Source organism: Peribacillus sp. NPDC097225, from assembly GCF_044761955.1.
In the GTDB taxonomy this organism is placed as follows: domain Bacteria; phylum Bacillota; class Bacilli; order Bacillales; family DSM-1321; genus Peribacillus.
The window spans coordinates 17993-42700 of sequence record NZ_JBIWDJ010000006.1 but is presented as its reverse complement, the minus strand read 5'-3'; the positions used below and the strand labels follow the sequence as shown (position 1 = coordinate 42700).

General features: G+C 39.7%; 27 protein-coding genes and 1 pseudogene. 16 read left to right on the top strand and 12 right to left on the bottom strand.

From position 1 onward, the window contains the following. The first annotated feature begins 21 nt into the window (after positions 1-21). Positions 22-4359, top strand: a complete 4338-nt coding sequence (locus tag ACIQXH_RS16315; RefSeq protein ID WP_403124718.1) for an endonuclease — start codon at positions 22-24, stop codon at positions 4357-4359. A gap of 97 nt (positions 4360-4456) precedes the next feature. Here ACIQXH_RS16315 and ACIQXH_RS16310 read toward each other — a convergent pair whose 3' ends face one another. The 5 genes from ACIQXH_RS16310 to ACIQXH_RS16290 form a co-directional block, all read right to left on the bottom strand. Then, positions 4457-5254 carry a peptidoglycan-binding protein gene (locus ACIQXH_RS16310; RefSeq protein ID WP_403124715.1) on the bottom strand — a complete coding sequence of 266 codons (798 nt, stop codon included), beginning with the start codon at positions 5252-5254 and terminating at the stop codon, positions 4457-4459. Positions 5255-5986: 732 nt separating this feature from the next. Further along, on the bottom strand, positions 5987-6682 hold the full coding sequence (locus tag ACIQXH_RS16305) for an ABC transporter ATP-binding protein (RefSeq protein ID WP_403124713.1): 696 nt from the start codon (positions 6680-6682) through the stop codon (positions 5987-5989). Further along, positions 6679-7491 carry an ABC transporter permease gene (locus tag ACIQXH_RS16300; protein WP_403124710.1) on the bottom strand — a complete coding sequence of 271 codons (813 nt, stop codon included), beginning with the start codon at positions 7489-7491 and terminating at the stop codon, positions 6679-6681. Before ACIQXH_RS16300 ends, ACIQXH_RS16305 begins: the two co-directional genes overlap by 4 nt. A 150-nt stretch (positions 7492-7641) precedes the next feature. After that, on the bottom strand, positions 7642-8172 hold the full coding sequence (locus ACIQXH_RS16295; RefSeq protein ID WP_403124707.1) for a nitrous oxide reductase accessory protein NosL: 531 nt from the start codon (positions 8170-8172) through the stop codon (positions 7642-7644). After that, positions 8169-9434, bottom strand: a complete 1266-nt coding sequence (locus tag ACIQXH_RS16290; protein WP_403124852.1) for a right-handed parallel beta-helix repeat-containing protein — start codon at positions 9432-9434, stop codon at positions 8169-8171. The genes ACIQXH_RS16295 and ACIQXH_RS16290 overlap by 4 nt, the downstream gene beginning before the upstream one ends. Before the next feature lie 154 nt (positions 9435-9588). Between ACIQXH_RS16290 and ACIQXH_RS16285 the strand changes: the two genes are divergently transcribed. Beyond that, positions 9589-9735: a hypothetical protein gene (locus ACIQXH_RS16285; RefSeq protein WP_403124704.1), complete on the top strand. Its 147-nt coding sequence runs from the start codon at positions 9589-9591 to the stop codon at positions 9733-9735. 251 nt (positions 9736-9986) lie between these two features. Here the strand turns inward: ACIQXH_RS16285 and ACIQXH_RS16280 are convergent, their stop codons facing one another. Together ACIQXH_RS16280 and ACIQXH_RS16275 are read right to left on the bottom strand one after the other, a co-directional pair. Beyond that, positions 9987-10574 (bottom strand): GNAT family N-acetyltransferase, encoded by a 588-nt coding sequence (locus ACIQXH_RS16280; RefSeq protein ID WP_403124701.1) that lies wholly within the window; start codon positions 10572-10574, stop codon positions 9987-9989. 129 nt (positions 10575-10703) lie between these two features. After that, complete coding sequence (locus ACIQXH_RS16275) at positions 10704-11351, bottom strand: glycosyltransferase (RefSeq protein WP_403124850.1); 648 nt, start codon at positions 11349-11351, stop codon at positions 10704-10706. A gap of 158 nt (positions 11352-11509) precedes the next feature. Here ACIQXH_RS16275 and ACIQXH_RS16270 point away from each other — a divergent pair, with 158 nt between their 5' ends. The 5 genes from ACIQXH_RS16270 (at position 11510) to ACIQXH_RS16250 (ending at position 14157) form a co-directional block, all read left to right on the top strand. After that, positions 11510-12022, top strand: coding sequence for a DUF1572 family protein (locus ACIQXH_RS16270; protein ID WP_403124698.1), 513 nt, complete (start codon positions 11510-11512; stop codon positions 12020-12022). Further along, positions 12022-12426 (top strand): PH domain-containing protein, encoded by a 405-nt coding sequence (locus ACIQXH_RS16265; RefSeq protein WP_403124696.1) that lies wholly within the window; start codon positions 12022-12024, stop codon positions 12424-12426. Before ACIQXH_RS16270 ends, ACIQXH_RS16265 begins: the two co-directional genes overlap by 1 nt. Before the next feature lie 36 nt (positions 12427-12462). Beyond that, the gene (locus tag ACIQXH_RS16260; RefSeq protein WP_403124693.1) at positions 12463-12798 is read left to right on the top strand and encodes a VOC family protein; all 336 of its coding nucleotides are present in this window, start codon (positions 12463-12465) and stop codon (positions 12796-12798) included. A gap of 46 nt (positions 12799-12844) precedes the next feature. After that, a complete protein-coding gene (locus tag ACIQXH_RS16255) occupies positions 12845-13306 on the top strand; it encodes a VOC family protein (protein WP_403124690.1) in 462 nt (153 codons plus the stop codon). A 476-nt stretch (positions 13307-13782) separates the two neighbouring features. Beyond that, positions 13783-14157 carry a hypothetical protein gene (locus ACIQXH_RS16250; RefSeq protein ID WP_403124687.1) on the top strand — a complete coding sequence of 125 codons (375 nt, stop codon included), beginning with the start codon at positions 13783-13785 and terminating at the stop codon, positions 14155-14157. A 206-nt stretch (positions 14158-14363) separates the two neighbouring features. Here the strand turns inward: ACIQXH_RS16250 and ACIQXH_RS16245 are convergent, their stop codons facing one another. After that, on the bottom strand, positions 14364-14873 hold the full coding sequence (locus ACIQXH_RS16245) for an SH3 domain-containing protein (protein ID WP_403124685.1): 510 nt from the start codon (positions 14871-14873) through the stop codon (positions 14364-14366). Positions 14874-15118: 245 nt separating this feature from the next. On the opposite strand from ACIQXH_RS16245, the gene ACIQXH_RS16240 reads away from it, so the two are divergent. Continuing rightward, complete coding sequence (locus tag ACIQXH_RS16240; RefSeq protein WP_403124682.1) at positions 15119-16051, top strand: ABC transporter ATP-binding protein; 933 nt, start codon at positions 15119-15121, stop codon at positions 16049-16051. Beyond that, positions 16048-17004 (top strand): ABC transporter permease, encoded by a 957-nt coding sequence (locus ACIQXH_RS16235; protein WP_403124679.1) that lies wholly within the window; start codon positions 16048-16050, stop codon positions 17002-17004. Before ACIQXH_RS16240 ends, ACIQXH_RS16235 begins: the two co-directional genes overlap by 4 nt. 124 nt (positions 17005-17128) lie before the next feature. On the opposite strand, the gene ACIQXH_RS16230 is transcribed toward ACIQXH_RS16235, so the two are convergent. From ACIQXH_RS16230 to ACIQXH_RS16220, 3 genes and pseudogenes are all read right to left on the bottom strand, one after another. Further along, positions 17129-17542, bottom strand: a complete 414-nt coding sequence (locus ACIQXH_RS16230; protein WP_403124848.1) for an SET domain-containing protein — start codon at positions 17540-17542, stop codon at positions 17129-17131. Between the two features lie 12 nt (positions 17543-17554). Continuing rightward, positions 17555-18634 (bottom strand): annotated as a pseudogene (locus ACIQXH_RS16225) (CotH kinase family protein); the annotation flags it as partial. 96 nt (positions 18635-18730) lie between these two features. Continuing rightward, complete coding sequence (locus ACIQXH_RS16220) at positions 18731-19000, bottom strand: hypothetical protein (RefSeq protein WP_403124676.1); 270 nt, start codon at positions 18998-19000, stop codon at positions 18731-18733. 213 nt (positions 19001-19213) lie between these two features. Between ACIQXH_RS16220 and ACIQXH_RS16215 the strand changes: the two genes are divergently transcribed. From ACIQXH_RS16215 to ACIQXH_RS16205, 3 genes are all read left to right on the top strand, one after another. Next, positions 19214-19534 (top strand): antibiotic biosynthesis monooxygenase family protein, encoded by a 321-nt coding sequence (locus ACIQXH_RS16215; protein ID WP_403124673.1) that lies wholly within the window; start codon positions 19214-19216, stop codon positions 19532-19534. A 112-nt stretch (positions 19535-19646) separates the two neighbouring features. Beyond that, a complete protein-coding gene (locus ACIQXH_RS16210) occupies positions 19647-19808 on the top strand; it encodes a hypothetical protein (protein WP_402874171.1) in 162 nt (53 codons plus the stop codon). Between the two features lie 334 nt (positions 19809-20142). Beyond that, on the top strand, positions 20143-20973 hold the full coding sequence (locus tag ACIQXH_RS16205; RefSeq protein ID WP_403124670.1) for an STAS domain-containing protein: 831 nt from the start codon (positions 20143-20145) through the stop codon (positions 20971-20973). A 158-nt stretch (positions 20974-21131) separates the two neighbouring features. On the opposite strand, the gene ACIQXH_RS16200 is transcribed toward ACIQXH_RS16205, so the two are convergent. Continuing rightward, entirely contained in the window at positions 21132-21656 is a 525-nt protein-coding gene (locus ACIQXH_RS16200; protein ID WP_403124667.1) for a GNAT family N-acetyltransferase, read from the bottom strand. 118 nt (positions 21657-21774) lie between these two features. On the opposite strand from ACIQXH_RS16200, the gene ACIQXH_RS16195 reads away from it, so the two are divergent. From ACIQXH_RS16195 to ACIQXH_RS16180, 4 genes are all read left to right on the top strand, one after another. Next, the gene (locus tag ACIQXH_RS16195) at positions 21775-21924 is read left to right on the top strand and encodes a hypothetical protein (RefSeq protein ID WP_402874177.1); all 150 of its coding nucleotides are present in this window, start codon (positions 21775-21777) and stop codon (positions 21922-21924) included. A 269-nt stretch (positions 21925-22193) separates the two neighbouring features. Then, complete coding sequence (locus ACIQXH_RS16190) at positions 22194-22838, top strand: FMN-dependent NADH-azoreductase (RefSeq protein WP_402957339.1); 645 nt, start codon at positions 22194-22196, stop codon at positions 22836-22838. A 269-nt stretch (positions 22839-23107) separates the two neighbouring features. Continuing rightward, positions 23108-23671: an Ltp family lipoprotein gene (locus ACIQXH_RS16185; RefSeq protein ID WP_402957675.1), complete on the top strand. Its 564-nt coding sequence runs from the start codon at positions 23108-23110 to the stop codon at positions 23669-23671. 239 nt (positions 23672-23910) lie between these two features. After that, positions 23911-24666 (top strand): SDR family NAD(P)-dependent oxidoreductase, encoded by a 756-nt coding sequence (locus ACIQXH_RS16180; RefSeq protein ID WP_402957341.1) that lies wholly within the window; start codon positions 23911-23913, stop codon positions 24664-24666. The last annotated feature ends 42 nt before the right edge of the window (positions 24667-24708 follow it).

Here is a 24708-nt window from a genome sequence, read left to right as displayed (position 1 = left end):
AAAACTGGAGGGGTTGAGTACTTGAAGAAGAATGGGATAAGTAAGATTTTCTTTGCCCTATTATTAGTTCTATCAACGATTTTGCCATATGCAGCGGTCGCAAAAGCGGAAGAGTTCCTATCTGTAGCAGAAGCCATCGCGAATAACAGTGGGAAAGGTAAAACGGTGAAAGGCTATATCGTAGGAACAGCTTCTAGTGGTACAAGCTATGTCCAAAGTGCACCTTTTACTGTGAATACCAATATAGGAATCGCAGATAGTCCGGATGAAACCGACAGTAAAAAAATCATGCCGGTTCAGCTACCTAGCGGTAACATTCGGACATCCTTGAATTTAGTGGATCACCCGGAGCTACTCAAGAAACAGGTGACGATTACCGGTTCATTGGAAGCGTACTTCAGTGTTCCTGGTCTTAAATCTCCAACTGCTTACACAATCATTAGTGATGGCGGCATACCGCCAGAGCAACCTGATGTGAAGGTTTTGGGTTCCCTTGCAGAAGCACGCACGAATACGGAAGATGTGGTGCAGATTGAAGGAATCGTTACGACGGGAGTTGGCTATTGGGGAGGAAAAGGCTTTTACATCCAAGACCAAACCGCTGGACTTTATGTGTATGGAACTTCATGGACAACGGATGTGAAGCAAGGAGATAAGGTTCGATTAATTGGAAAGGTCTCTGCTTATAGTAACGAATTACAAATCCAACCTACGACCCTTGATGTGGTTTCTTCTGGGAATGCCCTTCCTGAAACACAACGAATCGATGCGGCAGGAGTCAATGATGCCACACAAGGAGAGCTAGTCACCATTGAGAAGGCGACCATCACTGATTTGGCAGCATCGGGCACATACGGAACATTCGAATTTAAAGCAAAAGATGAGAAAGGTAATTCCGTACTCGTTCGCCATGATAACCGGAATGGTTCGAGTTATGAGGATTTCCTGAAGAGCTTTAAAGAAGGAGACCTCATTTCCGTCACTGGAATAGCGTCACAATTCAATGATGCGTATCAGCTTAAGCCAAGAGGGCTTGAAGACTATGAATTGGTGAACAAACCAGCTGTGTATACGGATGTTTATCCTGGAACGGTCAGTGAAAATACAAAAATATCCCTTGAATCTGGCTGGGAAGGAGCAAAGATTTATTATACGTTAGATGGCTCTACTCCAACCACTTCAAGCACGTTATACACAGCACCGATAACGTTAACGAAAGATACGGTCATTAAGGCAATCGCCGTGAACGACAAAACATCGGAAGTATTCACATTTGCCTATACCGTCACGAAAACGAATGACTTGAAGATTCGTGACATTCAAGGGATGAATCATTTTTCACCGTATGAAGATCAGCTTGTCTCAAATGTCGAAGGTGTGGTCACGTATGTAAAGGATGCCAATAACTTTTACATGCAAGATCCTAATCCGGACGATGATTTGACGACGTCGGAAGGAATCCTTGTCTACAACAAAGGGCATGGGTTGAAAGCGGGAGATTCCGTCTCGGTGGATGGTAAAGTTGTGGAATGGTATGTCGAAGGCTACGCTGAAATGAAAACGACGGATCTGCCAACGACTGAATTGACCAATACGACTATTAAAAAGACGGGTACTCTAGCCATTCCGAAACCGATAGTTATAGGCAAAGATGTCATCCCACCTTCTGAAAATATCGATGATGATCAATTGACCGATTTCGAACCGACAGAAGATGGAATTGATTTTTATGAGAGTTTAGAAGGAATGCTCGTTGAAGTCTATCAACCGAAAGTGGTAGCTCCCCAAGATTATGGTGAATTGGTTGTGATTCCGGGAGATATGAAAACAAACACGGCAGTGGGCGGAGTGAAAGCAACGGAAGAAGACTACAACCCAGAAAGAATCACCCTGGATATGGATGATGAAAAATTCGTCGCAAAAACAGGAGACTTCTTTACAAGTAATGTTACCGGGGTAATCAGCTACGGCTATAGCAACTATAGGGTGTTGACGGATAAAAACAAGCTGCCAACATTACAGGATGGCGGAACAGCTAGGGAAGTGACGTCGTTATCATCAGAGTCTGATAAACTATCGATTGCGTCTTATAACATCGAGAATTTCTCGACACAAACGGCTGATTCAAAGGTTACGACAATAGCAAATTCCATCATTACGAATCTAAAAGCGCCGGATATTATCGGCGTGACGGAAATGCAGGATAATGACGGGGCAACAGATAGTGGAACGACGGATGCCAGTCAAAGTGCACAGAAAGTGATCGACAAAATCAAGGCATCAGGAGGACCAGCCTATCAATATATTGATATTGCGCCAGAAGATAAAGCGGATGGCGGGGCACCTGGTGGAAATATCCGCGTAGGCTTTTTGTATAATGCAGACCGAGTGAAATTAGTTGAGGGAACAAAAGGGAAGCCGACGGAATCCGTTGCGTATAAAGGGGATAAGCTTACCTTGAACCCTGGGAGAATCGATCCTACTAATTCGGCCTTTGCTTCAAGCAGGAAGCCATTGGCTGCCCAATTTGAATTTAAAGGGGAAAGTGTAGTCGTCGTCGCCAATCATTTCAATTCCAAGGGCGGTGATCAACCATTATTCGGGAAAAATCAGCCACCTGTACTATCAAGTGAGGTTCAAAGGCTAAAAATTGCTTCCATCGTCAATCAATTTGTCAAAGGGATCACGGAAGAAAATCCTGATGAACATATTGTATTGCTCGGCGACTTTAATGACTTTGAATTCTCAGCACCACTTAAAGAGTTAAAGGGTAAAGAATTAACCAATATGATTGAGAAAGTACCGTTTGAACAACGTTACTCTTACACATACCAAGGAAACTCCCAAGTACTTGATCATATTCTTGTATCCAACAATATGGCAGAATCCACAAAAGTGGACATCGTTCATATTAACTCATCTTTCATGGAAACACATGGACGGGCAAGCGATCATGACCCTGTATTGATTCAGACCGATATATCAGCAGCTGAGGAAGAGGAACCCATCATTCCGAAAAAAACATATTACTTGAAAAACTTCAAAAAGAAACAACTGATGGTTGCCGTACCTAGCGCCTTGATTGATGTCGATGAATTCTCTACCATTGAAGAGGGCATTTACATCAAGAGTGAATATGCAAAACTGCAGGGACCGGGTTTGAAGAACACAAGGGTGATCCTTCAGCCGAACAAACAGGCTTCCATCATTGATTTCAGTGGCGCTATGGTGAAAGAAGTCATCATAGAGAATGCGAATATCAAAGAAATCAGAGGCGCTGAAAATGTTCAGAAATGGACGACCAAAAAAGGTGTCAATACGTCAGGAATCAAGTTCTTGAATGCGAAAGGGAAAGCGATTGCTTCTCCTTTTGCTCCAAAAGAGAATAAAGCCCCAGTTGTAAAGAAGAAAATAGAAAATGTAGATGTAAAAGTGGGTTCGACGGTTACTCTTAATCTACGTGAGTACTTTGAGGATCCCGATAACGATTCACTTACTTTTTCGTCTACATTCGGTTCAATAGTAGGCTCTACATTGACCCTTCCAACCGATAAAGTGGGAAATTATATTGTCGCTGTAACAGCAAAGGACAAGTCTTCAGAAGTGATTGCTAGTTTCAGCCTGAAAGTATCAGAGGATAAACCACTCGAAGCATATTACGAGAAGGCGTCCGGAAAAACGGGCAACGAATTGAAAACGACGCTCCACACCATCATTAAAAGTCAGACAAAATTGACGTACGCACAAGTATGGGATGGCATTAAGGATGCAGATGAAGATCCCAATAATCCTAAAAACGTCATCTTGCTGTACTCTGGAAAATCCATTTCGAAAAGTTCAAATGGAGGGAATTCGGGACAGTGGAACCGTGAGCATGTTTGGGCTAAATCCCATGGGAATTTTGGGACAAATGTAGGTCCTGGGACAGACCTTCATCACCTTCGTCCGGAAGATGTGTCGGTGAATAGTAAACGAGGGCATCTGGATTTCGACAATGGAGGCCAAGGCTATAGCGGATGTGACTGTAAGTTCGATTCGGATTCATGGGAGCCACCTGACAATGTTAAAGGCGATGTCGCCCGCATGTTGTTTTATATGGCCGTTCGCTATGAAGGAAACGGCGAGCTTGATTTGGAACTTTCCGATACGGTCAATACGTATCCAAAACCGCTTCATGGAAAGTTGTCAACGCTTTTGAAGTGGAATGAACTGGATCCAGTTGATGAATTTGAGAGCAACCGCAATGATGTCATTTATGAAAAATGGCAGCACAATCGTAATCCATTCATCGACCATCCTGAATGGGCCAACGAAATTTGGGGATCAGCGCAAACCAAGGATTTGAAAAAAGCGAGTTAGTTTCTTGAATCTCTGACAAACGAGTAAACAATGAAAAGTAAAAAGAGCATGTGTTTGTCACCATGCTCTTTTTGCCTTTGTTCTATTAGAAGTACTATTAATCTACTATTGTCACTTTGACTTGTTTTTTACCCCAGATTAAAGCATCCGATTGTTTAGGGATGAATACATCGATTTTATTTCCTTTGATTGCTCCCCCAGTATCGACGGCCAGTGCTTTCCCATAGCCTTCCACTTCCACTGTTGAACCTAATGGAATCACATTCGGATCGACGGCAATTACTTTTGCATCATCATATTTCTTCAAATCTACGCCCATTCTCGTAATACCCGAACACCCTTCACAACTTGCCGTGTAAGCGGTACTTGAAACCGTCAAAGTCTTCGAGCTGTTACTAACTGAATTGGCTTTCGTTTCTAGCTTACTCATGGTTTTTGCCCCGGCAATTCCGTCGGCGGTCAATCCTTTTTGTCTTTGAAATGTGGAGACAGCTTGTTTTGTACCGCTGCCGAATATACCATCAACTGTTGACGTGTATACATCCCACACCTTCAATAATTTTTGCAGATCGGCCACATGCTTACCGATGTCCCCCGTGCGAAGAACCTGTATTTTTTGATTCGTTTGTAGACCTGCTATTCCATCGGCTTTCAGGTTCGATTTTTCCTGGAATTCCTTCACGGATTCTTTTGTAATGGAACCGTAGTAACCTGTTGCCTCATGATAGGGATAGACCCCTTTTGTCAGCAATAATTCTTGTAATTCTTTTACATCACTATGGCTTGTACCTTGCGATAGCGTGCGATCTCCAAGGGCCGCTTCACCTTTAGTCGGCATCGCTAATCCTATCATGAATATCGAAACCGTGATGATCATGCATATAATGTTCTTCATGTTTGTCCTCCTTGTTGTATCTCACGTATACAATTCGTTTGGCTACCGATTCTTTCGTGCGGGGAACGGAAAAACACCTCAAAGGGACCAAAGAACTGTTAATACATGTAACGGAATCTGAGAAAACGGGGAGGTTCGATGTGATTACAAATCCCTTGTTTCATAGGATTTGGTTGTTTTTGTATAAAAAAATGTGAAAAATTGCGTGATTTCATCTTGCTCCCGGCATTTGACCGATAAAAAGCCAAGATTGACCGATAAATCGGCGAGTTTGACTGATAAAAAGCCTCCATTGACTGATATAACCTGAATCTTGACTGATACATGGATGAAACGGATAAGGGGTTACTGAAAAAGAGTCATTATCTTTTAAAATCATAAGCTAGTTTGCTAGTGAAAGATAAAAAATGTCCCAAAATCAAGGCATACAGCAAAAAGCCACCTAATTATAGTTAAGTGGCCCGCATTCTCTTATCCATTTTCATTCATGTGATTTTTGTAAAAGTTATCGACTGATTCGCAAGTTGATTAATTTTAGCAAGAATATTCCTTATAAGGCATTGTGTCTCTTTTCTTGTGTAAAAGTTGGAAAGAGTTAGATTGTATGGGAAAAGTGATGATAGTCAAGGAGCCTACCGGGCAATATTGGCTGAGCTTAGCTCACATTTTAAAAGAAAATGAGATGAAGTTTGTTGCATTTAATCCGTTACACGTAAAGAAAAGCAAGGAATCCTATTGGCGATGAAGCTTCAACAATTTCATTGTCGTCTCTTCTAATCTGTTCTCATTCTTGATTATCTGAATGATTTCCCCCTGTTTCATAAATAGAATAATGTCTCCCGTCTCGGCTGCTACATCCATCATATGGGTAGAAAAAACAATGATTGTACCATTTTTTTTAATCTGATTAAGAATTTCAACGAACTGGTTAACCCAGTAGGGATCCAATCCATTAGTGGGCTCATCCAGTAGCAAAACATTCGGTTTGGCTAAAATGGATTGCCCGAACAATAATCGTTGCCGCATGCCCTTAGACAAACTTTTTACTAGTTCACGTTTCTTATCAACAAGACCTATCAACTCGATTACTTCATTAATCCTTTCGCTTTTCACTTTCCGTAAAGATCCATAAAAATTAAGGAACTCTTCAACTGTCATCATTTCCTGGGCTTGGAAGTCATCAGGCATGAAACCGATTTCTTTTAAATAGTTCTCGCGATCATATTTAATGACTTTTCCGTTAATAGAAGTTGTACCACTAGATGGATATAGAAGACCCGCAATTATTTGTAATAATGTACTTTTGCCAGCACCATTTCCACCGCATAATACGATACAAGTTCCCTCTGTTACTTCAAAAGAACATGGATATAATGCCGTCTTTTTCTTATAAACCTTCGAGACACCATCCACTTTTAATCCTGTCATCGCCTTTTCCTCCATTCCAGCATGAGCATCGAAAATAATAACGTCAGTGACAAAAATCCAATGACATATAATATATAGATAATAATTCCGAAAGGAGAGTCTAAGAAAGTCATAAGTGAATCATATGCTTGACCAAAAACTGCCCCTGCATCAAGTGACATGACAAAGGACACCCGAATGATTTCAGCGGGATTTGCAAATAAGAAAAATTTCATCATGGGGGCAATCCAAGGATAAGGGAGCAAACCTAAGATAGCAATCAATGCAGTCGGCCAAATCATGATTAGAAAAAACCAGATAATGACGGAAATTGATAATGCCTGCCACCTTGTCGATACGATACACCCTACGGTTACCCCAAGGATGAGAAAGAAAAAAATTAGAGTAATAGAGAAAAAGTAAATAGATAAAAGCCAGTCGCTGGAAAAAATATTCCCACTCACTATCCCTATGGCCAAGCTAATTCCATAACTGAACGTGAAAACGATCGCTTGAGCCGTGAATTGACCACCTATTTTGCCCACTATGTACGACAAAGTAAATAACGGATAGGTATTCAATAACCGCCATTGTCCATTTTCCATCTCATTGGCGATTGAAAAGGAACCAATGATCAACATGAAAAGTGGGATGATATATAAAGCGACGTTGATTATAGTACCAGTCGTATTGGTATAACCAGTTAAGGAGGGGGAGCTGCTTTGCAATAAAAATAAGAGAGACAATACAGCGACCCACAAGCCCAAGAAAGAATAATACGATCGCTGTCGTACGGTCATGCGCAGTTCAGAAAACCAAATATTCCACATCTTTATTCCCTCTTTTCGAACAATCTTCTACTTCAGTATCTTATATGTCTAACATGTAGTTCACCAATCATCTCAATATATAACGGTCAGATACCTAGATACCTGATAAAGAAATAGGGGCAGCCCGAAAATGGAACTGGCCCCTATTCTTCAATGAGAACCGCTATCTTCTTCACCGTCTGAATGTGAATGGTCCTTCATATTATGTTTCTGCATCATTTCATGGTTTTGCTCCCACCCATGGTCAGCTAAATCGTTTGCAGACATTAGCTGACTGCCTTCATTTGCAGTGGCAAACTCTTCAGCTGAAGCTTTATCTTTAAATGATAGTACATTATAGGCCATTGGTGTTTTAATCGATGGATTGTATACATAAGTTGCATCTTTTCCTAAAATCCATTCTTTATCGTTGTAGTCACGGACAAATTGAGCATCAATTTGTTTGTTTTCATTAGCATGAATCCAATCATACATACAGCCTATATCATCAAAAACCATGGATTTACCATTTTCTAAAATAATTTGGGTAGCATGTTGATCGTTAATAACCGCCATATTACATGTTTCACAAGTGTCCGTAGCTTCGTTAATTGCAACAGGTTTAACCTCATCTTTCCCACATGCTGTGATAGTCATGATTATTCCTGCCAATGCAAGAAAACTAAATAGTTTTTTCTTCATCGTTTTTTCCTCCCAACTATAAATAAACTACAACTTGCTACAATCATCACTGCACTCATAAACCATAAACTAAAACTAGATGATTGTTCTTTTTTTACTTCCATGGTCATGTCCATTAATGGGGCCGAATCTATTAATAACTGTTCAAATGGACTTTTCAACATGTTTTGTAACATGATAATTCCCGGTGCTTGGAAAAACAGTTGATATTCCGGAACATCCGCTGTTAAGGTAAGAAAATATGGATCGGCAGTATAGACAATATCACTCTTGCCATTCCCATCTAAATCAACCTTACTGGCAGCGTCCCAATAATTACCGTCCACTTGATTGTTTGAGCTGTCTATTGCCTGGGCATCGTTGACATTTCCGACGAATGTATTATTCATTGCCTTATTTCCATTCGATTTTAAAAACTGTATTCCAGTAAAGTTGTCCATGATTTTATTGGCCTTCAATCGATTGTTTTCAGCCTTTTCGATAAAAATGCCTACTCGATTGGAAATAAACTCATTCCCGGTCACCTCCGTATCAGAAGCTAAATATAGTAACAGTCCTTGGGCATTCACACTATTATTATTAGAAGAAAACTGATTATTACTAACGACTGTCCGTTTTGATTCCATTAACTCCGTGCCTGTTGTATTTAATGTAGATACATTTTCGTCAAGTATATTATCATTGGAGAACATGAGATGCATACCGTAACGGGATTTTTGGATGTTATTTCCGCGTAAGATATTCTTGTCGCTTTGCTCTAAATAAATCCCATCAGAAACATTCGTTATAGTAAGGTTTTCAAACTTATTTCGGTTAGATTTCCATAAATCGATTCCATTCCCTCGATTTATGCCAATAATCTCGCTGTCTTGGATGGTCATGTCATTTGCATGGTCCAGTATAATGCCCAAATGTTTAGTCTCAATATTAAGTCTTTCCAGAATATGATGAGACCCAGTAACATAAAGAGCTGTGTCTTCTTTTTCCTTCCCACAATGTTCCACCATCATATTTTTTAGAGTAACACCCTTGTTGAGAATGGTAACTACCGGTTTATCCTCACAAGAGCGAAGAAGGACTTTACCTGTTCCTTCTAGGGTTACTGGCTTGGAGATTATTACTGTCTCCTCATACTCTCCCTCCTCTATTTTAATCGTGGCACCGTTTGGAGCTTCATCAATTTTAGATTGTAAAGTGCCTGTGGCTTCTGATACAGCTGGCAAGCAAAATGATAATAAGAGGAGAAACAAGATATAATACATTATTTTCACTTCTTTAGTCTCCTCGCTCTCGAATGGATTCACACTTTAGTCTAGCTAATAAATGTATAAATTTAATGAGGATACCAACCATGCTCATGGTGTACGGACAACATTTCCTTGAAGTGTAAATGTTCATAACATTAGTATAGACAGAATGAAAAGATTAAATAATATGATGATCATTCTATTGAAAGAGAAGGCAAGAGAAGGAATTCGAGGAATCTTAGAAGAATTGAAGACTTTCTTATTATTGGAGAAGGGAAAAATGGAGAAGAAGCGATTAAACGTACCGAAGAATTAATGCCTGATATGATCCAAATGGATATTTAAATACTTGTAATGGATGGACTAAGCGACTAAAATTCAAACCATATGTGAAAATTGTAATGATTACGGTTTCAGAGGATATCATAAATTTATTTGATGCGTTAAAAAAAAGGGGAGGAGTTTATGAGAAGTATAACGAGTGGATATTGGTAATGACAGAAATGAAATTTACAAGGTATTCATCGATCATTCCTCCAACTAAAGCAGCTTGATAGGACAAGCTGCTTAAATGTTATTTTCCATTTTGGGCAGATGAAGTGGGGAGAATTCTTCTTGTAGTATGGAGTACATGTTAAGATCTTGATGTTTTCCTTTTGCGAAGATGCCTTTTCTCAAGGTTCCTTCAAATGACATCCCTATTTTCTCCATCACCCGTGCGGATCCTGTATTCTCCACGAAACATCTTGCTTGAATTCGAACGACATTCATCCGGTTAAAGCCAAAGGCAATCACTTCATTGGCAGCTTCAGTCATGATTCCCTTTCCCCAATAATCTTGAGAAAGTACATAACCGATTTCGGCTACACGATGCGCCACCAGCCACGAGACAAAATCAATGGTTCCGATGATCTTCCTAGTCTCTTTATACTGGATTCCCCACGGAGCGACATGCTTATTCTCATATTGTGCCATGGCAAAGTCAATAAAATCTCTAGTATCAGCCAGTGTCTTATGGTTATCCCACGTGACGTATTTTGTCACTGCTTCATCAGAACCGTAAACGTGAATATCTTCAGCATCTTCCCACGTTATTTTCCTCAAGATCAGGCGTTCTGTTTCTAAAGTAGGGAAATTTTCGAATAGATTCTCCATTTTATCACCTCTTTTTCTGTTAGTTATTACCATTATATAGAAAATTTTAAAAAGATACAGAAAAAATAGCATTCAATGAAAGAATGCTACTTTACCAGTGCTGTTGCTATGAAATACTTCGTTCAAAAGCTAAAACTTCTTAGGAAATTGCTTAATAATCCCTTTGGTTAAAACATCCGCCAATTTAATGATATGGTCTTCTCCTTTATCAAAAGCCACAATTTCAGCCTCTGTGTCTTTTTTAAGTCGAGCACTCACTTGGTCTGTCAACAATTGCAGATGCATATATAATAGTTCTTTCAATTCTTCATTGCTCCAGTTCGGATTGGCTTTGCTAAGAAATAGGGCGATATCATCAGCGTTTTTATACCATTCCGTATTGTATTTCTTGAAGTTATTTTGGTTTCCGCTTTTGGCTGCCTCCACCACTTTTCCTGCTATAAGGATATGTTCCCTTAGCAGTTGGGCCAGTTTGTTACCGGCTTCCTCCCCATAATAGGGCTTAATGGCATTCCCGATATCATCCTGGTTTTGTAATAACCTTGCTAATATTTTTTCTTGGTCATCCAGGCCTGAGATGGCACTGACAATATAGCTTCTTGTCCAGATCGTATGATCGATCCAAAGCTTCCGTAAAGCACTTTGTAGTTGAACCGACGTTTCTTCCATACATTGCCTCGAAGGATTTGCTTTACCTTTGGCCTCCGTATGGAGGGGAAAGAAAACTAAGGCGAATGACATAATCAATAACGTTACCTTCATGAACAGGTTTTTAATAAAAAACATCTCCTTTATTTAAGATGAAATACTGGCTTATTATTTGATGTAATTCCAGTTTTTACTCCTAAGTCACCTGAAACTTATCCCATTCAATCAGCGTTTAAGAGAAGGAAATCACCCTTTAATAGAGAAATACATACAAAGGGGATGGTGAGATGTCAAACGATGTTTCTTCTGAATATATTAGGGTGTTTAAATGGCGGTTTAAGGATATGAAATATACAGCGGATAAGGCGATGGAGCAGCTTGATGAGGAGATGCTTTTTTGGTCACCGAATGAGCAATCCAATAGCATTGCCATCATCGTGAAGCATATGAGCGGGAATATGGTTTCCCGGTGGACGGACTTTTTATATACAGATGGGGAGAAACCGTCCAGGGACCGAGATGCGGAATTCGAGCCCGCCATTACCAGTCGAAAAGAGTTAATCGAGGTTTGGGAAAAGGGATGGAATGTCCTTCTTTATTCCTTGCATGCCATCAAGAAGGAACATCTGCTTCGAGACATATTCATTAGAAAAGAACCCCATACCTTGATTGAGGCCCTTGAGCGACAACTGTATCACTATTCCTACCATATCGGCCAGATTGTTTATATAGCCAAGCTGCAAAAGGGGGATGCCTGGAAGAGTTTGACCATCCCAAAACGAGTAAAAGGAGAGTTTTAATGAAATTTCAATCAAAGAAAGATTGGTGGACTTACCCTGTCTTCTTCGGGATCATCATCGCAGTCTTCATCCCGCTATTCACGGATCAAGATCTGACAAGTCTATATATAGGCGTGCCAGTCGCAGGTTTGATTCTTTGGATATGGTTTACGACCTATTATGTCATTGAAAGAAATAGTTTGGTCGTTCGGTCTGCATTCATTCATAAAATCATCCCGGTCTATGAAATCAAATCGATAAGAAGAACATTGAATCCACTTTCTTCGCCAGCGCTTTCACTCGATCGGTTGGAAATCCTATATGGGAATGGCAAAATGGTGCTCATTTCCCCGGAAAATCGTGAAAAGTTCCTTGAAGAATTAAAGAAATTGAATCCCTCGATTGTCATTGTCCTGAAGAAATAAAGGTCCTAAGGAATGAAAAAAATGGGAGGCGAGAAAATGAAATTAGCTTTTTTATGTCATCCAGTCAAATATTTAAAAGGTTCATCCCGTTACTATCGGGAAGTGTTGGGATTTGAAGAAGCTTGGCAGGAGGGAGACCATACGGTTGCATTAAAGCTTCCGGGTAGCGATGTACAGTTAATGCTTGAAGATGATGAGGAAGGATACTCGGCTGGTGGCGTTTTTATCGTGGACAGTGTGGACCGGTTTTACCATGAAAACAGCACATTGGATTTTGTGAAGGAACCATGTGATATTCCACCAGGTAGGTACGCCATCTTTCAAGATCGCTCGGGAAACCCGATTCGCATCATCGATAAAACGAAGTGTTGAAGGGGGACGCCCCTTTCTTATATGAAAAGAAGAGGAGGGCCAACCCATGATCAAAGGCCTATATGAAGCTCATTTACCTGTATCAAACCTTGCTCAATCCATCGAATTTTATAAAAAACTGGAGTTGGAATTAGCCTTTAAAAATGATACTCTAGCTTTCTTCTGGATCGAAAAGGGTCGTAGTTGGTTAGGCTTATGGGAAACGGATCAAGTGCAAACCCCTTATCACCCTTCGCTGAGGCATGTCGCCTTACATGTGGACAAGAAGGATATCGAGCATGCGAAAGAATGGCTGGGGGATAAGGGGATTCAGATAAAAACGGCTTTCGACTTTCCACCTGATAGGCAACCCCTTGTTTTACCGAATAACCCCCATGCCCACGCAGCCATATACTTTCAAGATCCCGATGGTAACTCCCTCGAATTGATCACCCCTTTACGATTGGATGTCGAAGAGGACTTTCCCATGATGTCCTTGGAGGAATGGAGTAAAGGAGGTAGGGTGTAATAAAAAGGTAGATGAAAATCGAATACATATAGATGTTGGGGAATATTTCTATTCAATAAATATTTTCTAACCTGTAATCTTACATTACAATTTGATTCAAAAAGTTACGATTAAATAGGAAAACTCTTTCCCATCTAAAAAGAAAAAGGCTATGTTCGTATAATTTGTTGCTGAGGATACCATGCATGTAAAAAAAGAAAATTTTACCACTGTAATTGAGATTAGAAATTTCAAATGATATATTTTACTAAAATGTCTTATTTCACTATCAGGCAGTTTAGTTCAATAAGAATACCTACCCGATGTTTTTGCTTTGTTTAAGAATAAATGGTGATTTTTGATAACTCTTCGAAATCTTACTTTCAGTTACCTGTCATATGGTAAGAGATATAGGAATAGTATATTACTGGATTAATAAAATTGAAACAGGAAGAAAAATGAGGTGATTTATTTTAGAAAAACTCAGGAAAATTAATATGAAAACTGCTGTATTTATGGGAATTATTTTTTACTCTTTGACTATCTTCATCCACTTTCTTATTATAAGCAAAAGTATTCCATTCACGTGGGTTAATGGTGGAAGGTCTGAATCATTCGCAAAACAGCTACCAATAACTGTTATGAATATCGTTATTTCTATTATTGGAGTAGTTTTTACATTGATTGTTGGTAGAATTAAACAATATAAATACAAAAGAGGAATAACCGTTATATGTTGGTTTTTTGTTGTACTTTGGTCTTTTGGATTTATACAACAATTGTTTGGAACACCTTTTGAAAAAATCGTTTGTTCGTTAGTATTGCTTATTGGAGTTATCTCGCACTTGCGTATGGCGATTGAAAAAAAATAGATGTAACTATTTAATTAATAAGTTTGTGAACGATTACACTTAAACTAAAGGGGTGCGTTAGTTTAATAGCGGAGACAGCATAAAAGCTGTCTCTTTTTTTACCTTTAGCAACAATCTTTACGAACAAAGCCAAGAAAAAAGAGCCATACTTATTCAATAGATCTAATAAGCATGGCTCTTTATTTAGTTTTTAAAGTAGTCCTTCATTAACCGTGATACCAGCCTGTTTTACAGTTAATATATACAAGTGGATGCCAATCCCCTTTTCCATCGAATTGTATATACATATCATAGTAACCTAGATCACTTTTTACTAGTTTGGTTTTATCTTTTTTGCCAACATAATTTTTCTTAATCTCGTTAATTGTTTTTGTTTTGACTCCTGGTGACCATTTATATGGATCAGCAAAGTGGAGTTCATGTGTTTTTACATATCCGTATTTCCCTTTGTATTTGATTTTGGACCAGCCATATTGTTCAGAAGAGGACCAGTTGTCCTGATCCTTACCGATAGGTACGCCGCCATATACTTTTACGATTGTCCCAACCTTAATTTTCCCCAATGTTTTATACGATGTTCCAGCAGACGATTTTACAGACAGTACTTTTGCTGCATAGGCTTTGTCATAGCTTGTGGATTTAGCTTCTGTTGAATTGAATGATAGACATAATGTTAGTAAACAAACACTTGCAAAAATCGAAATGAATTTTTTCATTCTAACAACACTCCTAATCAGTTACATAGCTTTATTTTATGGATTTTTTTCCTTTTTTTATCATATCATGTGTAGTTATTTAATACTAGGTTTTCAAAAAAAGGAATCACCTCGACCTCTCTTTCCCTTGAACTTGGCCTTTTAAAATAAAGGCGCAATTACAAACCAGATGGAAAATAAGTGGATATTATGATACGTTTATACTGGTGACTTATAGGTCAAATTCAAAAAAAGGTAGGTATACTATGTCGGAAACAGTTCTTAAGGTTCAATCCTTGAAGAAAAAAATTGGTAAAAACGTCATCGTCGATGATGTGAGCTTTGAAATCAAAAGCAATGAAATATTCGGTTTGCTTGGTCCGAATGGAGCGGGGAAAACGACGATTATCCGGATGATCACGGGTCTTATTAATCGCACGGGCGGCAGTGTCATGATCAAGGGGCATGATCTTGATAAGGATTTTGAAGGGGCGATGAACCAACTAGGGGCCATTGTCGAAAATCCAGAATTCTATAAATATATGACGGGCAGAAAGAACATCATGCATTATGCCCACATGTCACATAATAAGATTTCCCCCGAGCGGATTGAAGAAGTGATCAAGATTGTCAAATTGGAAGATGCCATCGATAAAAAGGTGAAAACCTATTCATTGGGCATGCGTCAAAGACTTGGTGTAGCACAGGCCATCTTACATAAACCATCTTTATTGATTTTTGATGAACCAACCAATGGATTGGATCCACAAGGAATACGTGAATTCCGTGACCATTTGAAGCTGCTGGCAAGTGAGGGAGTGGGCGTGTTGATTTCTTCGCATCTCCTTTCAGAAATGCAGTTAATGTGTGATACCTTTGCCATTATCGAAAAGGGTAAATTGATACATACGGAAGAAAAGAGAACAGAAGAAAAACAAGAGGACATTCATGAAGTGGCCTTTACGGTTAACGATGGGGAGCGGGCAAAAACGATTCTGCTAGAAGAGTTTCCTAGTCTTCCAGTGATCAAGCATAGTGCGGAATCCATTTCCGTATCAGCGACACGTGGACAGACGGCCCGTATAAATAGTAGTTTCATAAAGAATCAAATCGATGTCTATGAAATCGTGGTTACTAGAAAATCGCTAGAAGATAAGTTCTTTGAAATAACACAGCAGGGAATGAGGGAAACGGTATGATGTCCTTGATACGCAATGAATGGATGAAGATTTTTCAAAAAAAATCGAGCTATGTGTTTATTGGTTTCCTTCTATTAATGGTAATCGGCTCGGCGTTTATAGAAAGTAAACTGAATCCAGTCAATAAAGATGCAGACTGGAAGCAAGATGTGCGTGCAGATATAAAAGAGCAGGAAAAACAAATGAAAAGTCCGGAATTTGATGATGAAGACAAGGAATTCTTCAAGGAACAAATGGAAGTTAACGAACAACTTCTCAAGGAAAACATAAACCCAGACCTTCAAACGAACTGGACGTATATGGCGGAATGGACGACATCCATCACTTCATTCATTACTTTATTTGTCGTCATCGTTTGTAGTTCCCTCGTGTCTTCCGAGTTTTCGGATGGAACGATTAAGCAGTTGTTGATCAGGCCTTATAAACGTTGGAAGATCCTACTTTCCAAATACATTACTTCCCTATTATTTGCGGCACTATTACTTGTGATTTTACTCGCATTCAGCTATCTAATTGGTCTTTTATTCTTTGGAAGTGGTTCTTATACAGATAAAATCATGGATCCGACTTCTTTTGGATTCGCACCTGTTTTAGTTGGCGAATATGTTGTGAATATGATGGTCTATTGGATTCCGGGATTCTTGGTGATCACAGCCATCGCCTTCATGTTAAGCACATTATTTAAAAGCCAAGCCCTTGCGGTGGGGATTGCTATCTTCATTTTATTTGCTTCTTCTACGTTGACTGCGATCATTCAGTCATTTATAGAAAAAAATGAGTGGTTAAAGTTTGTCCTGTTCCCTCATCTCGATTTAAGAGGATATATCTCTGAAACGGTGAATATGTTCGATGGGGCATCCCTTGGTTTCTCAATAGGAGTGCTTGCCGTCTATTATTTCCTATTTTTAGCGCTAACCTTTTTCTTCTTTCAAAAAAAGGATATTACGAATTAATGGTAATTCGTTGGAAAAGTCGAAATCCCTTTGGGGGTTTCGGTTTTTTTTTGAAAAGGAAGAGGTAGAAGATAGGTTTAAAAAAGTAAAAAACCGTTCGCTTAACGGAACGGTCATTGTTAAATCACTCAATCACATCAAACCAGAGGGAATCCGTATCATCCACCTCGCCATTGTAATTGATGGTGATTTCCTCTCCGGCCACTATATCGGCATGTGCATAAAAGTCGATGGTCATCCGTTCTTCATTATTATCAAACCGGGCATTTGGGGTGTAGGAATGATTAAATAAGGAACCATATCCCAAGGCAAGCGCGGTATCGTCGTCTCCCCAATAGAAGCAATGCTCGAATAGTGAGGTTTTCTTTAAGTATTTCCAGTCCTTTTTTGGTGAAACGACAACAGGGGATGATTCTATCCATTCATCTTTTTTTATATCCCGTGTAGCGAATATCCCACGGCCATATTTTCCTGTGTGTTTGATGCAAATGGGGGGCACTGAGGCATCTCCTTTCTGCCAATCCTGATTCGTTTTCATGTGTTCCTTATCTAGGGTTTTTAGTTGTGTTTTTAAATAAGCATTCCGTTTGCGAATGAAGTCAAAGATGAATTCAGGTTCTTGATCGAATACATCGATCTGCCCCTTCTTATAAGGATCGAGGAGGACATGGGAGCGTAATGTTTGATGGAGGGTGTGTACTTTATCTTCCATATAATCGACCGTGAATGTTGTTTCCAGAATTTCTTCTACTATATCTTTATAGCGTGTACGAAATTCAGGAATTTGTAAGAGAAGGGCGTTCAGGTGGTTTTTCTTTACTCCTTCAATAGGCACGTACGTGTGCTCCATGACCCCACCGCTCACTTTCCGTCCCCATGTTGCATCATAGTCCCAAGGAATGATTTCGAATAACCCCGTTTTACTATTGCGATATAAGGCATAGTTGTGGGTGAATCCATCGTTATTCATCGTACAAACGGCTGCAGCTAACCAGCGTAAGTAAGAATCAATATTTATTTGCCGTGCGACGACATCATGTAATTTGGGTAAAGGGGTCGTATTGATTTTGTGGATGAAATGATGAAGGAAAAGATCGTCTGACTCGATGCCATACACTCGTTTATAACCAGAAAGAAGCGATTGTTTTGGTTTTCCATCTCTCTCCAGGGCAAAGTTTGCATCATTGCCAACGGCGTAGTAGATGGGGCCGGAAGGAAGACCTCTTTTTTCTAAAAAACATTCATCCACGGATTCCAATTGTAAATAGACGCCCTTTAAGTCATCATTACGTGTTAAATTGATAGGCTGACTTCGTGGGGATAGCACTCCGAGGTCTTCGAAGAAATCTAGGGATAGCTTATTCCGCATGAATGAGGGATCTCTATATTCAGCATTCAGATGAATCTTTCGAGCACCAAAGAATCTTTCGGGTTCGATGAAATCCACCCAATAGGACCGTTTCCGGAATTTCCGTGTATATGAGCCCCGATAGGCCATATCGATGTCATAGGTATTCTTACCAACCTTTAAATAGGCGGGGATGGGGGTGTTGCTCCAGACATTTTTTCGTAAATGATCTAAATCATTTTCTTCAATCGTCAAGAAATAAGAGGGAATAGGATAGTTCATACCATTACCTACCTTTTATACTAGTGTTGAGAAAGAAGCTTCAACTTGGTGAAGCGGCTACTAGTCACCAAGCTGAAGCAACCATCATTCATTTACCTATCTTCTATTTCTTCTCTTTCTCCTACATCCAGTCGTTGTATCTCCAGTGAAGAAATCGTCAGTGAAGGTATCTCCGGTAAATGGACTACCAGTAAACGTTCGGCCAGTGTACGTGCCACCGGTATACGTGCCACCAGTATACGTGTTGCCAGTGAATGTGCAATCAGTGGACTTGTGTCCAGTGGACTTGTTACCAGTAGACTTATGACCCGTAGACTTATGACCCGTAGAATGTTTCCCCTTTTTTCCTTTTTTTCCTTTTGGCATTCAAACCCCTCCTTTCAGAAGCTAATGGTATAGTATGCAGGGTCGTCCGAGCTTGAATGTGTTTTTGCAAAATCGGGCGAAAAATGATGAAGGGAAAGGATATTTGTCACATAACTAAGAATGGGGGCAGCTTGAAGTTACTATTAATTGACAGTGAGAATCATTATTGATTAAACTGGTTAATAGAAAGCAAATGGATGGGGGATGTGCACTATGTTCGTTCAAATGAAAAAAACAGTGGTAACAGAAGGCCATGCAGATCAAATCGTGCAAAAATTCAGTAGAGAAGGTTTGATTGAAAAGCAAGAAGGGTTCGTCGATCTAAGTGTTTTGGTCAAAAAGGTGCGACGGGGCGATGAGGAAGTAATCATCATGATTCGCTGGGAATCAGAGGAATACTGGAAGCAGTGGGAGAAGAGCGACGCACACATTGCTGGACATAAAGCCAATCTTGGCAAGCCAAAGCCTGATTATATCGTCAGGTCAGAAGGCGGATTATATGAAGTGAAAGCAGTGAAATCGACAGGAAAGTAAGATATGAGTCAGCCAGCATGTTTATGATGGCGGCTTTTTTATATACGGGAAAGGCTACTTATGCATACTCCTTCCATGATAAGACACCCTATATCATGGAGGTGAATACCACATGGATCAATCAAATTTGAAAAAAGATGAAAAGCAAAAACGTGAGGATAATTTAGTCGGCGGCGAAGACTTTACGACACAACAGCTTTTGAACGGGATGAATGGCATCTCGGAAATCTATCGTGATAATAGTGATGAAGACGAAAAAGAAACGACTGAATAAATATGGATGTATGTAAGCATAGCTGAAAAGTTATGCTTATTTCTTTGTTTATAGCGAATAAATGGGGGCAGTGGTTGAATTCATGCAACGAGTGGTCGAATTAATTGATACCGTGGTTGAATTAATCCTATTCGTGGTCGAATGAATCAAAAAAGTGAACGAATGCATCAAAAAATGAGGTCGAATGTCACTGAGCGGGATAAGTTCACTGCAGATATTTCGACTTTTTAAAACTGACCGATTGACCATTATCTATTTTTATTAGCATTTAGCAGGAAAAACCTCCTGTCACAGAGAAATCTAGGAGTACAGATGTGACGAAAAAGGAGTGGGTATGTTGAGCTTTTCCATTAATGAAGAAGACAAAATTATGGAGTTCCTCCTAGATAAAAAAGATGATTTTGAACAGCAAATTTTGGAAGAGGCAGTCAATGTTAGAGAAAAAATCGAGGAAATCCTGCTGGTTGGGAATGTGGACCTTCTGAATAATGCGCATAAGCTGGTTCGGTACATCGTGGAACAGAATGAGGCAGCCATCATTGCTTTTGCTGAACAAGAGGGAGAAGCGTGGGCCACGCACTCCTTGACGCTTTCATTCAAGTTGGAATGGGTTCAGGCCATTCGCAGAACGTTATGGAAATTCCTTTATGAATATGAACAATTACAAGATACATTCAATAATGTGGAAGTGTTTTTCGATTTAGAGAAGAAAGTGAATGAACAGGTCGACCAATTTCTTAAAGCGTTCTTCATTCGTTACTCGGATTATAAGGATCGGTTGATCTTATCGCAACAGAACTTGGTGGAGAACTTATCCGTCCCGATCATTCCAATTACCCCAAGTATCTGCATCCTGCCTTTGATTGGGGATATGGAAGAATCACGCATGTATATCATCGAGGAAAAAGTACTGATAGAGATTGGAAAACTAGGGATACAAGTTTTGATATTGGATTTATCAGGAATCGTCGATATGGAAATTTCCGTCCTTAGAAAGTTAATGAACATTCTGGATGGGACGGCGATGATGGGGTGTAAAGCGGTAATCACTGGCCTCCGTCCTGAGATCGTTACGAAAATGGTGAGATCTGGAGTGTGCTTTGGTAATAAAGCAGAAACGAAAGGAACACTGCAACAGGCGTTGCAAGATTATTTAATCGTATAAGATGAAGTGATTTCTCAATATCGGTTATATTTTGACCGGAATTACGGAGAAAAAACAAGTTCTACATGATGGAAATGCCGTTATCGATGGAGTCCAACGAGAGATTGGAAATTAGAGACTGCCCAAGAAAATGCTTGGCAGTCTCTTTATGCATTCCCCTACTTAATCAAGGAATACATATACGTATCGTGTGGGACTCCATTTTGATACATGTACTTTCGAAGGATCCCTTCCTCGGCAAAGCCTGCCTTTTTTAATAACTGACTGGATTGGACATTTTCCGTAAACACCACCGCACCGATACGCGTCAGACCGAGCTCATTGAAACCGAAGGCCGTGATTTCTTTGAGCGCCTCTGTCATATACCCTTTATGCCAATGATCCGGATGGAGTTCATAGCCAATTTCCGCTCTTCTGTTTTTGGGAAGGTAGGCGTGAAATCCTATCGTTCCAATCAGTCCAGGTATCCCTTTTCTTTCGATTCCCCAACGAATGGCCCGTTTCTCTTTATAGTTCTCAGCAAATTTTTCAATGATTTCCCTTGCCTGTTCGATACTTTCAAACGAATCTTGCCCATAAAAACGTGTAAGGTCATCATTGGAAAAGCACTGGTAGATTTCTGGGCTATCGATTTCGGTAATTTCCCTTAAGGTCAGTCTTTCTGTCTCGAGTATCGGAAACATCTGTATCATCCCCTTCCATTCTTGTTATTCGACCTTGAGAAGAGGAATCCTGCCCTATACATGTTTTTCAGTTTCCCGGACAAGATATGCTTATCCTTTACTTAAAGGGGGGATTATCATGGGTAAAAAGCATCGTAATCGCATCAGTTCACCGAAGAAGAATAACCATATTCCAGAAGAAGCCATCATTGCCGAACATGAAGCACACGGTAAAGAGTATTCTGCGGAAAAACGTAAGAGAAGCAATCCTGGCCAGAGTCAAGACTAGAACAGAACCGCTTAGCCTTAAGGGCCGAGCGGTTTTTTTATGCTTGGGGTGCAAGTAGATCGATTCGCAATCGTCGATGCACAAAGTACTTTATCTGCAGAAACGGTACATGTATGGAGTTATTGTTATTCAAAACATAATAAAAGTATAACGAAAACAAATCTAATATGTTGACAGAATAGGATGGATGATACAAAATATAATTATCTTGAAATAAAGATACATTATTTTAAAATAACTAAATATAGGATAAATGAGGAGAATATATAATGAATGTATTAGTAGTAAAAGCAAACAACCGTCCGGCAACAGAAGGAATCTCAAGCAAAATGTACGAAACGTTCATGGCTTCATTAGAAGGCAAAGACGTAAATGTAACAACGTACGATGTGTTTGAAGAAGATACACCATACTTCGGACAAGAAATTTTCAACGCGTTCGGCAAAGTGCAAACAGGCGGAGAGTTAACGGATATAGAAACACGCCTTTTGGCTGCTAAACAAAAAGCAATGGACGCAATCACTGCAGCGGACGTAGTGGTATTCGCGTTCCCATTATGGAACTTAACAATCCCGGCTAAACTGCATACATTCATCGATTATGTCTTTGCGGCAGGATTTGCATTCAAATATGATGCAAATGGGAACATGGTTCAATTAATGACTGACAAAAAAGCGATCTTCCTAAACGCTCGCGGCGGAGTTTACTCAACACCGGAAGCGGCTCCGATGGAAATGGCAGTTAACTACATGCGCAACGTATTTGGCGGCATCTTCGGCATGGAAATCATCGATGAGGTCATCATCGAAGGTCACAATGCAATGTCTGATAAAGCAAAAGAAATCATTTCTGCAGGGTTGGAAGAAGTAAAGGCTTCTGCACAACGCTTAGTAGAATTGGCTGTTAAAGCATAATAAAACTTAAGGAAAATATCAAAAAAGGCATTTGAGCATCGACTCAAATGTCTTTTTTAATATCTATCTCTGGTGGTAGAAATGGATGAGGGTAACAATTTTAAAAACAGAATTACTTAGGTTCTTAATGGAACCGAACAAATGCGAGTTTCTACCAATTCTTAATAACTTATATGATTATCTAATCCAACCGGTATAATGATATAGGTATTTAGGTATATTAAAAAAACATGTACGAAGAAATGCGAGGGAATATTTTGAGTAAACAGATGACCAAGTGTAAAGCTTGCGGTAAGGAAATTGCAAAAGGAGTAAAGAAATGCGTTCATTGTGGAAAAGATCAACGTAATTTTTTTATGAGGCATAAAATTTTCACCGGTTTTTTAGTGATCATCATCTTGGTGATTATCACTTCATTAGGCGGGAAAGATGATGATACCAAGGTAGAAAATGATAATAAAGTGGCAGAGCCAAATAAGGTAAAAGACGACAAAAAGGTAGAAGATGATAAGAAAGCAGCAGATAATGTACCAAACGAACATAAGGCGGCATTAAAGAAAGCAGAAACGTATGCGGAAAACATGGATATGTCAAAAGCAGCGGTTTATGATCAATTGGTTTCAGAGCATGGAGAAAAATTCCCAGAAGAAGCGGCACAATATGCTATCGACAATATAGAAATTGACTGGAAAGAAAATGCGTTGAAGAAAGCAAAAACGTATGTGGATGAAATGGATATGTCAAAAGCAGCGGTTTATGATCAATTGGTTTCAGAGTATGGGGAAAAGTTTACCAAAGAAGAAGCTCAATATGCTGTGGATCATTTAGAATAATATTCACATGAAATACCAACAAAAAACGTTGAATCTGATTCAGCGTTTTTTTGTTGGATTTTTTAACGATAAACAATTAATAGAGGATGCCAGTTGAGTAAACAACGTGTGCATCGACTTAATCCCATGGTCGTGGGATTGATAAGGGATATGTTTTAAGGGTAGTTTAATTATATAGAGACAAATTTTTGATTTTATTACTAGAAAAAGCAATAATCATGGTGAAGGAAGGTGTTTATATGAAAAAATTAGAAGATAAAGTGGTCTTGATTACTGGTGGTGCTGGTGGAATCGGTGCTGGTATGGCTCATGCGATGGCGAAAGAGGGCGCAAACGTAGTCATTGTCGATGTGAATGAAGAAACAGGCAGGAAAGTGGAGGCCTCGTTGCAACAATACTCACCTAATTCGATGTTCATTCGATTCGATTTAACGAAGCATGATGAGTTAAAAGGGTTAGTGGACCAGGTTGTGGAGAAATACGGAAAGCTGAATGTGCTCGTTAATAATGCTCATGTATCGAGACAAATTCCCTTTATGGAAACGACTAGAGAGAATCTGGATTTATCATTCAATACCGGATTTTATCCAACATTCTATTTAATGCAGGCGGCCGTTCCCCATCTAAAAGAAACGAAGGGAAATATTATCAACTTCGCTTCTGGGGCGGGGATTAAAGGGCAGCCGACACAAGCGGCCTATGCAGCGGCAAAAGAAGCGATTCGTGGTCTTACCCGTGTCACGGCCAATGAACTTGGCGGATTTGGAATCACCATCAATCTAATTTCTCCGATTGCCAACTCGGAAGGCGTGCAAGCTTGGGCCAAAGCGCATCCCGATATGTACGAAGGAATGCTGGCGGGTATTCCGGTGGGGCGCTTGGGTGATCCCGAGGAAGACATCGGTCGCGTGGCTGTATTTTTAGCTTCCGACGATAGTAAATATATTACTGGTCAAACGTTGATGGTAGACGGTGGATCCATCATGTTACATTAAAATGTTCGGGCGCGTTGATTCTATCGACGCGCTTTTATCATG

Bases quoted from the DNA above. Each gene is read 5' to 3' on its own strand.
- ACIQXH_RS16200 (WP_403124667.1), bottom strand. From the start codon at position 21,656: ATGTTTCCGATACTCGAGACAGAAAGACTGACCTTAAGGGAAATTACC.
- ACIQXH_RS16190 (WP_402957339.1), top strand. From the start codon at position 22,194: ATGAATGTATTAGTAGTAAAAGCAAACAACCGTCCGGCAACAGAAGGA.
- ACIQXH_RS16265 (WP_403124696.1), top strand. From the start codon at position 12,022: ATGAAATTTCAATCAAAGAAAGATTGGTGGACTTACCCTGTCTTCTTC.
- ACIQXH_RS16235 (WP_403124679.1), top strand. From the start codon at position 16,048: ATGATGTCCTTGATACGCAATGAATGGATGAAGATTTTTCAAAAAAAA.
- ACIQXH_RS16210 (WP_402874171.1), top strand. From the start codon at position 19,647: ATGGATCAATCAAATTTGAAAAAAGATGAAAAGCAAAAACGTGAGGAT.
- ACIQXH_RS16195 (WP_402874177.1), top strand. From the start codon at position 21,775: ATGGGTAAAAAGCATCGTAATCGCATCAGTTCACCGAAGAAGAATAAC.
- ACIQXH_RS16300 (WP_403124710.1), bottom strand. From the start codon at position 7,491: ATGTGGAATATTTGGTTTTCTGAACTGCGCATGACCGTACGACAGCGA.
- ACIQXH_RS16215 (WP_403124673.1), top strand. From the start codon at position 19,214: ATGTTCGTTCAAATGAAAAAAACAGTGGTAACAGAAGGCCATGCAGAT.
- ACIQXH_RS16205 (WP_403124670.1), top strand. From the start codon at position 20,143: ATGTTGAGCTTTTCCATTAATGAAGAAGACAAAATTATGGAGTTCCTC.
- ACIQXH_RS16260 (WP_403124693.1), top strand. From the start codon at position 12,463: ATGAAATTAGCTTTTTTATGTCATCCAGTCAAATATTTAAAAGGTTCA.
- ACIQXH_RS16185 (WP_402957675.1), top strand. From the start codon at position 23,108: ATGACCAAGTGTAAAGCTTGCGGTAAGGAAATTGCAAAAGGAGTAAAG.
- ACIQXH_RS16220 (WP_403124676.1), bottom strand. From the start codon at position 19,000: ATGCCAAAAGGAAAAAAAGGAAAAAAGGGGAAACATTCTACGGGTCAT.
- ACIQXH_RS16305 (WP_403124713.1), bottom strand. From the start codon at position 6,682: ATGACAGGATTAAAAGTGGATGGTGTCTCGAAGGTTTATAAGAAAAAG.
- ACIQXH_RS16310 (WP_403124715.1), bottom strand. From the start codon at position 5,254: ATGAAGAACATTATATGCATGATCATCACGGTTTCGATATTCATGATA.
- ACIQXH_RS16230 (WP_403124848.1), bottom strand. From the start codon at position 17,542: ATGAAAACGAATCAGGATTGGCAGAAAGGAGATGCCTCAGTGCCCCCC.
- ACIQXH_RS16295 (WP_403124707.1), bottom strand. From the start codon at position 8,172: ATGAAGAAAAAACTATTTAGTTTTCTTGCATTGGCAGGAATAATCATG.
- ACIQXH_RS16270 (WP_403124698.1), top strand. From the start codon at position 11,510: ATGTCAAACGATGTTTCTTCTGAATATATTAGGGTGTTTAAATGGCGG.
- ACIQXH_RS16255 (WP_403124690.1), top strand. From the start codon at position 12,845: ATGATCAAAGGCCTATATGAAGCTCATTTACCTGTATCAAACCTTGCT.
- ACIQXH_RS16250 (WP_403124687.1), top strand. From the start codon at position 13,783: ATGAAAACTGCTGTATTTATGGGAATTATTTTTTACTCTTTGACTATC.
- ACIQXH_RS16285 (WP_403124704.1), top strand. From the start codon at position 9,589: ATGAAAAGATTAAATAATATGATGATCATTCTATTGAAAGAGAAGGCA.
- ACIQXH_RS16245 (WP_403124685.1), bottom strand. From the start codon at position 14,873: ATGAAAAAATTCATTTCGATTTTTGCAAGTGTTTGTTTACTAACATTA.
- ACIQXH_RS16240 (WP_403124682.1), top strand. From the start codon at position 15,119: ATGTCGGAAACAGTTCTTAAGGTTCAATCCTTGAAGAAAAAAATTGGT.
- ACIQXH_RS16180 (WP_402957341.1), top strand. From the start codon at position 23,911: ATGAAAAAATTAGAAGATAAAGTGGTCTTGATTACTGGTGGTGCTGGT.
- ACIQXH_RS16280 (WP_403124701.1), bottom strand. From the start codon at position 10,574: ATGGAGAATCTATTCGAAAATTTCCCTACTTTAGAAACAGAACGCCTG.
- ACIQXH_RS16290 (WP_403124852.1), bottom strand. From the start codon at position 9,434: ATGTATTATATCTTGTTTCTCCTCTTATTATCATTTTGCTTGCCAGCT.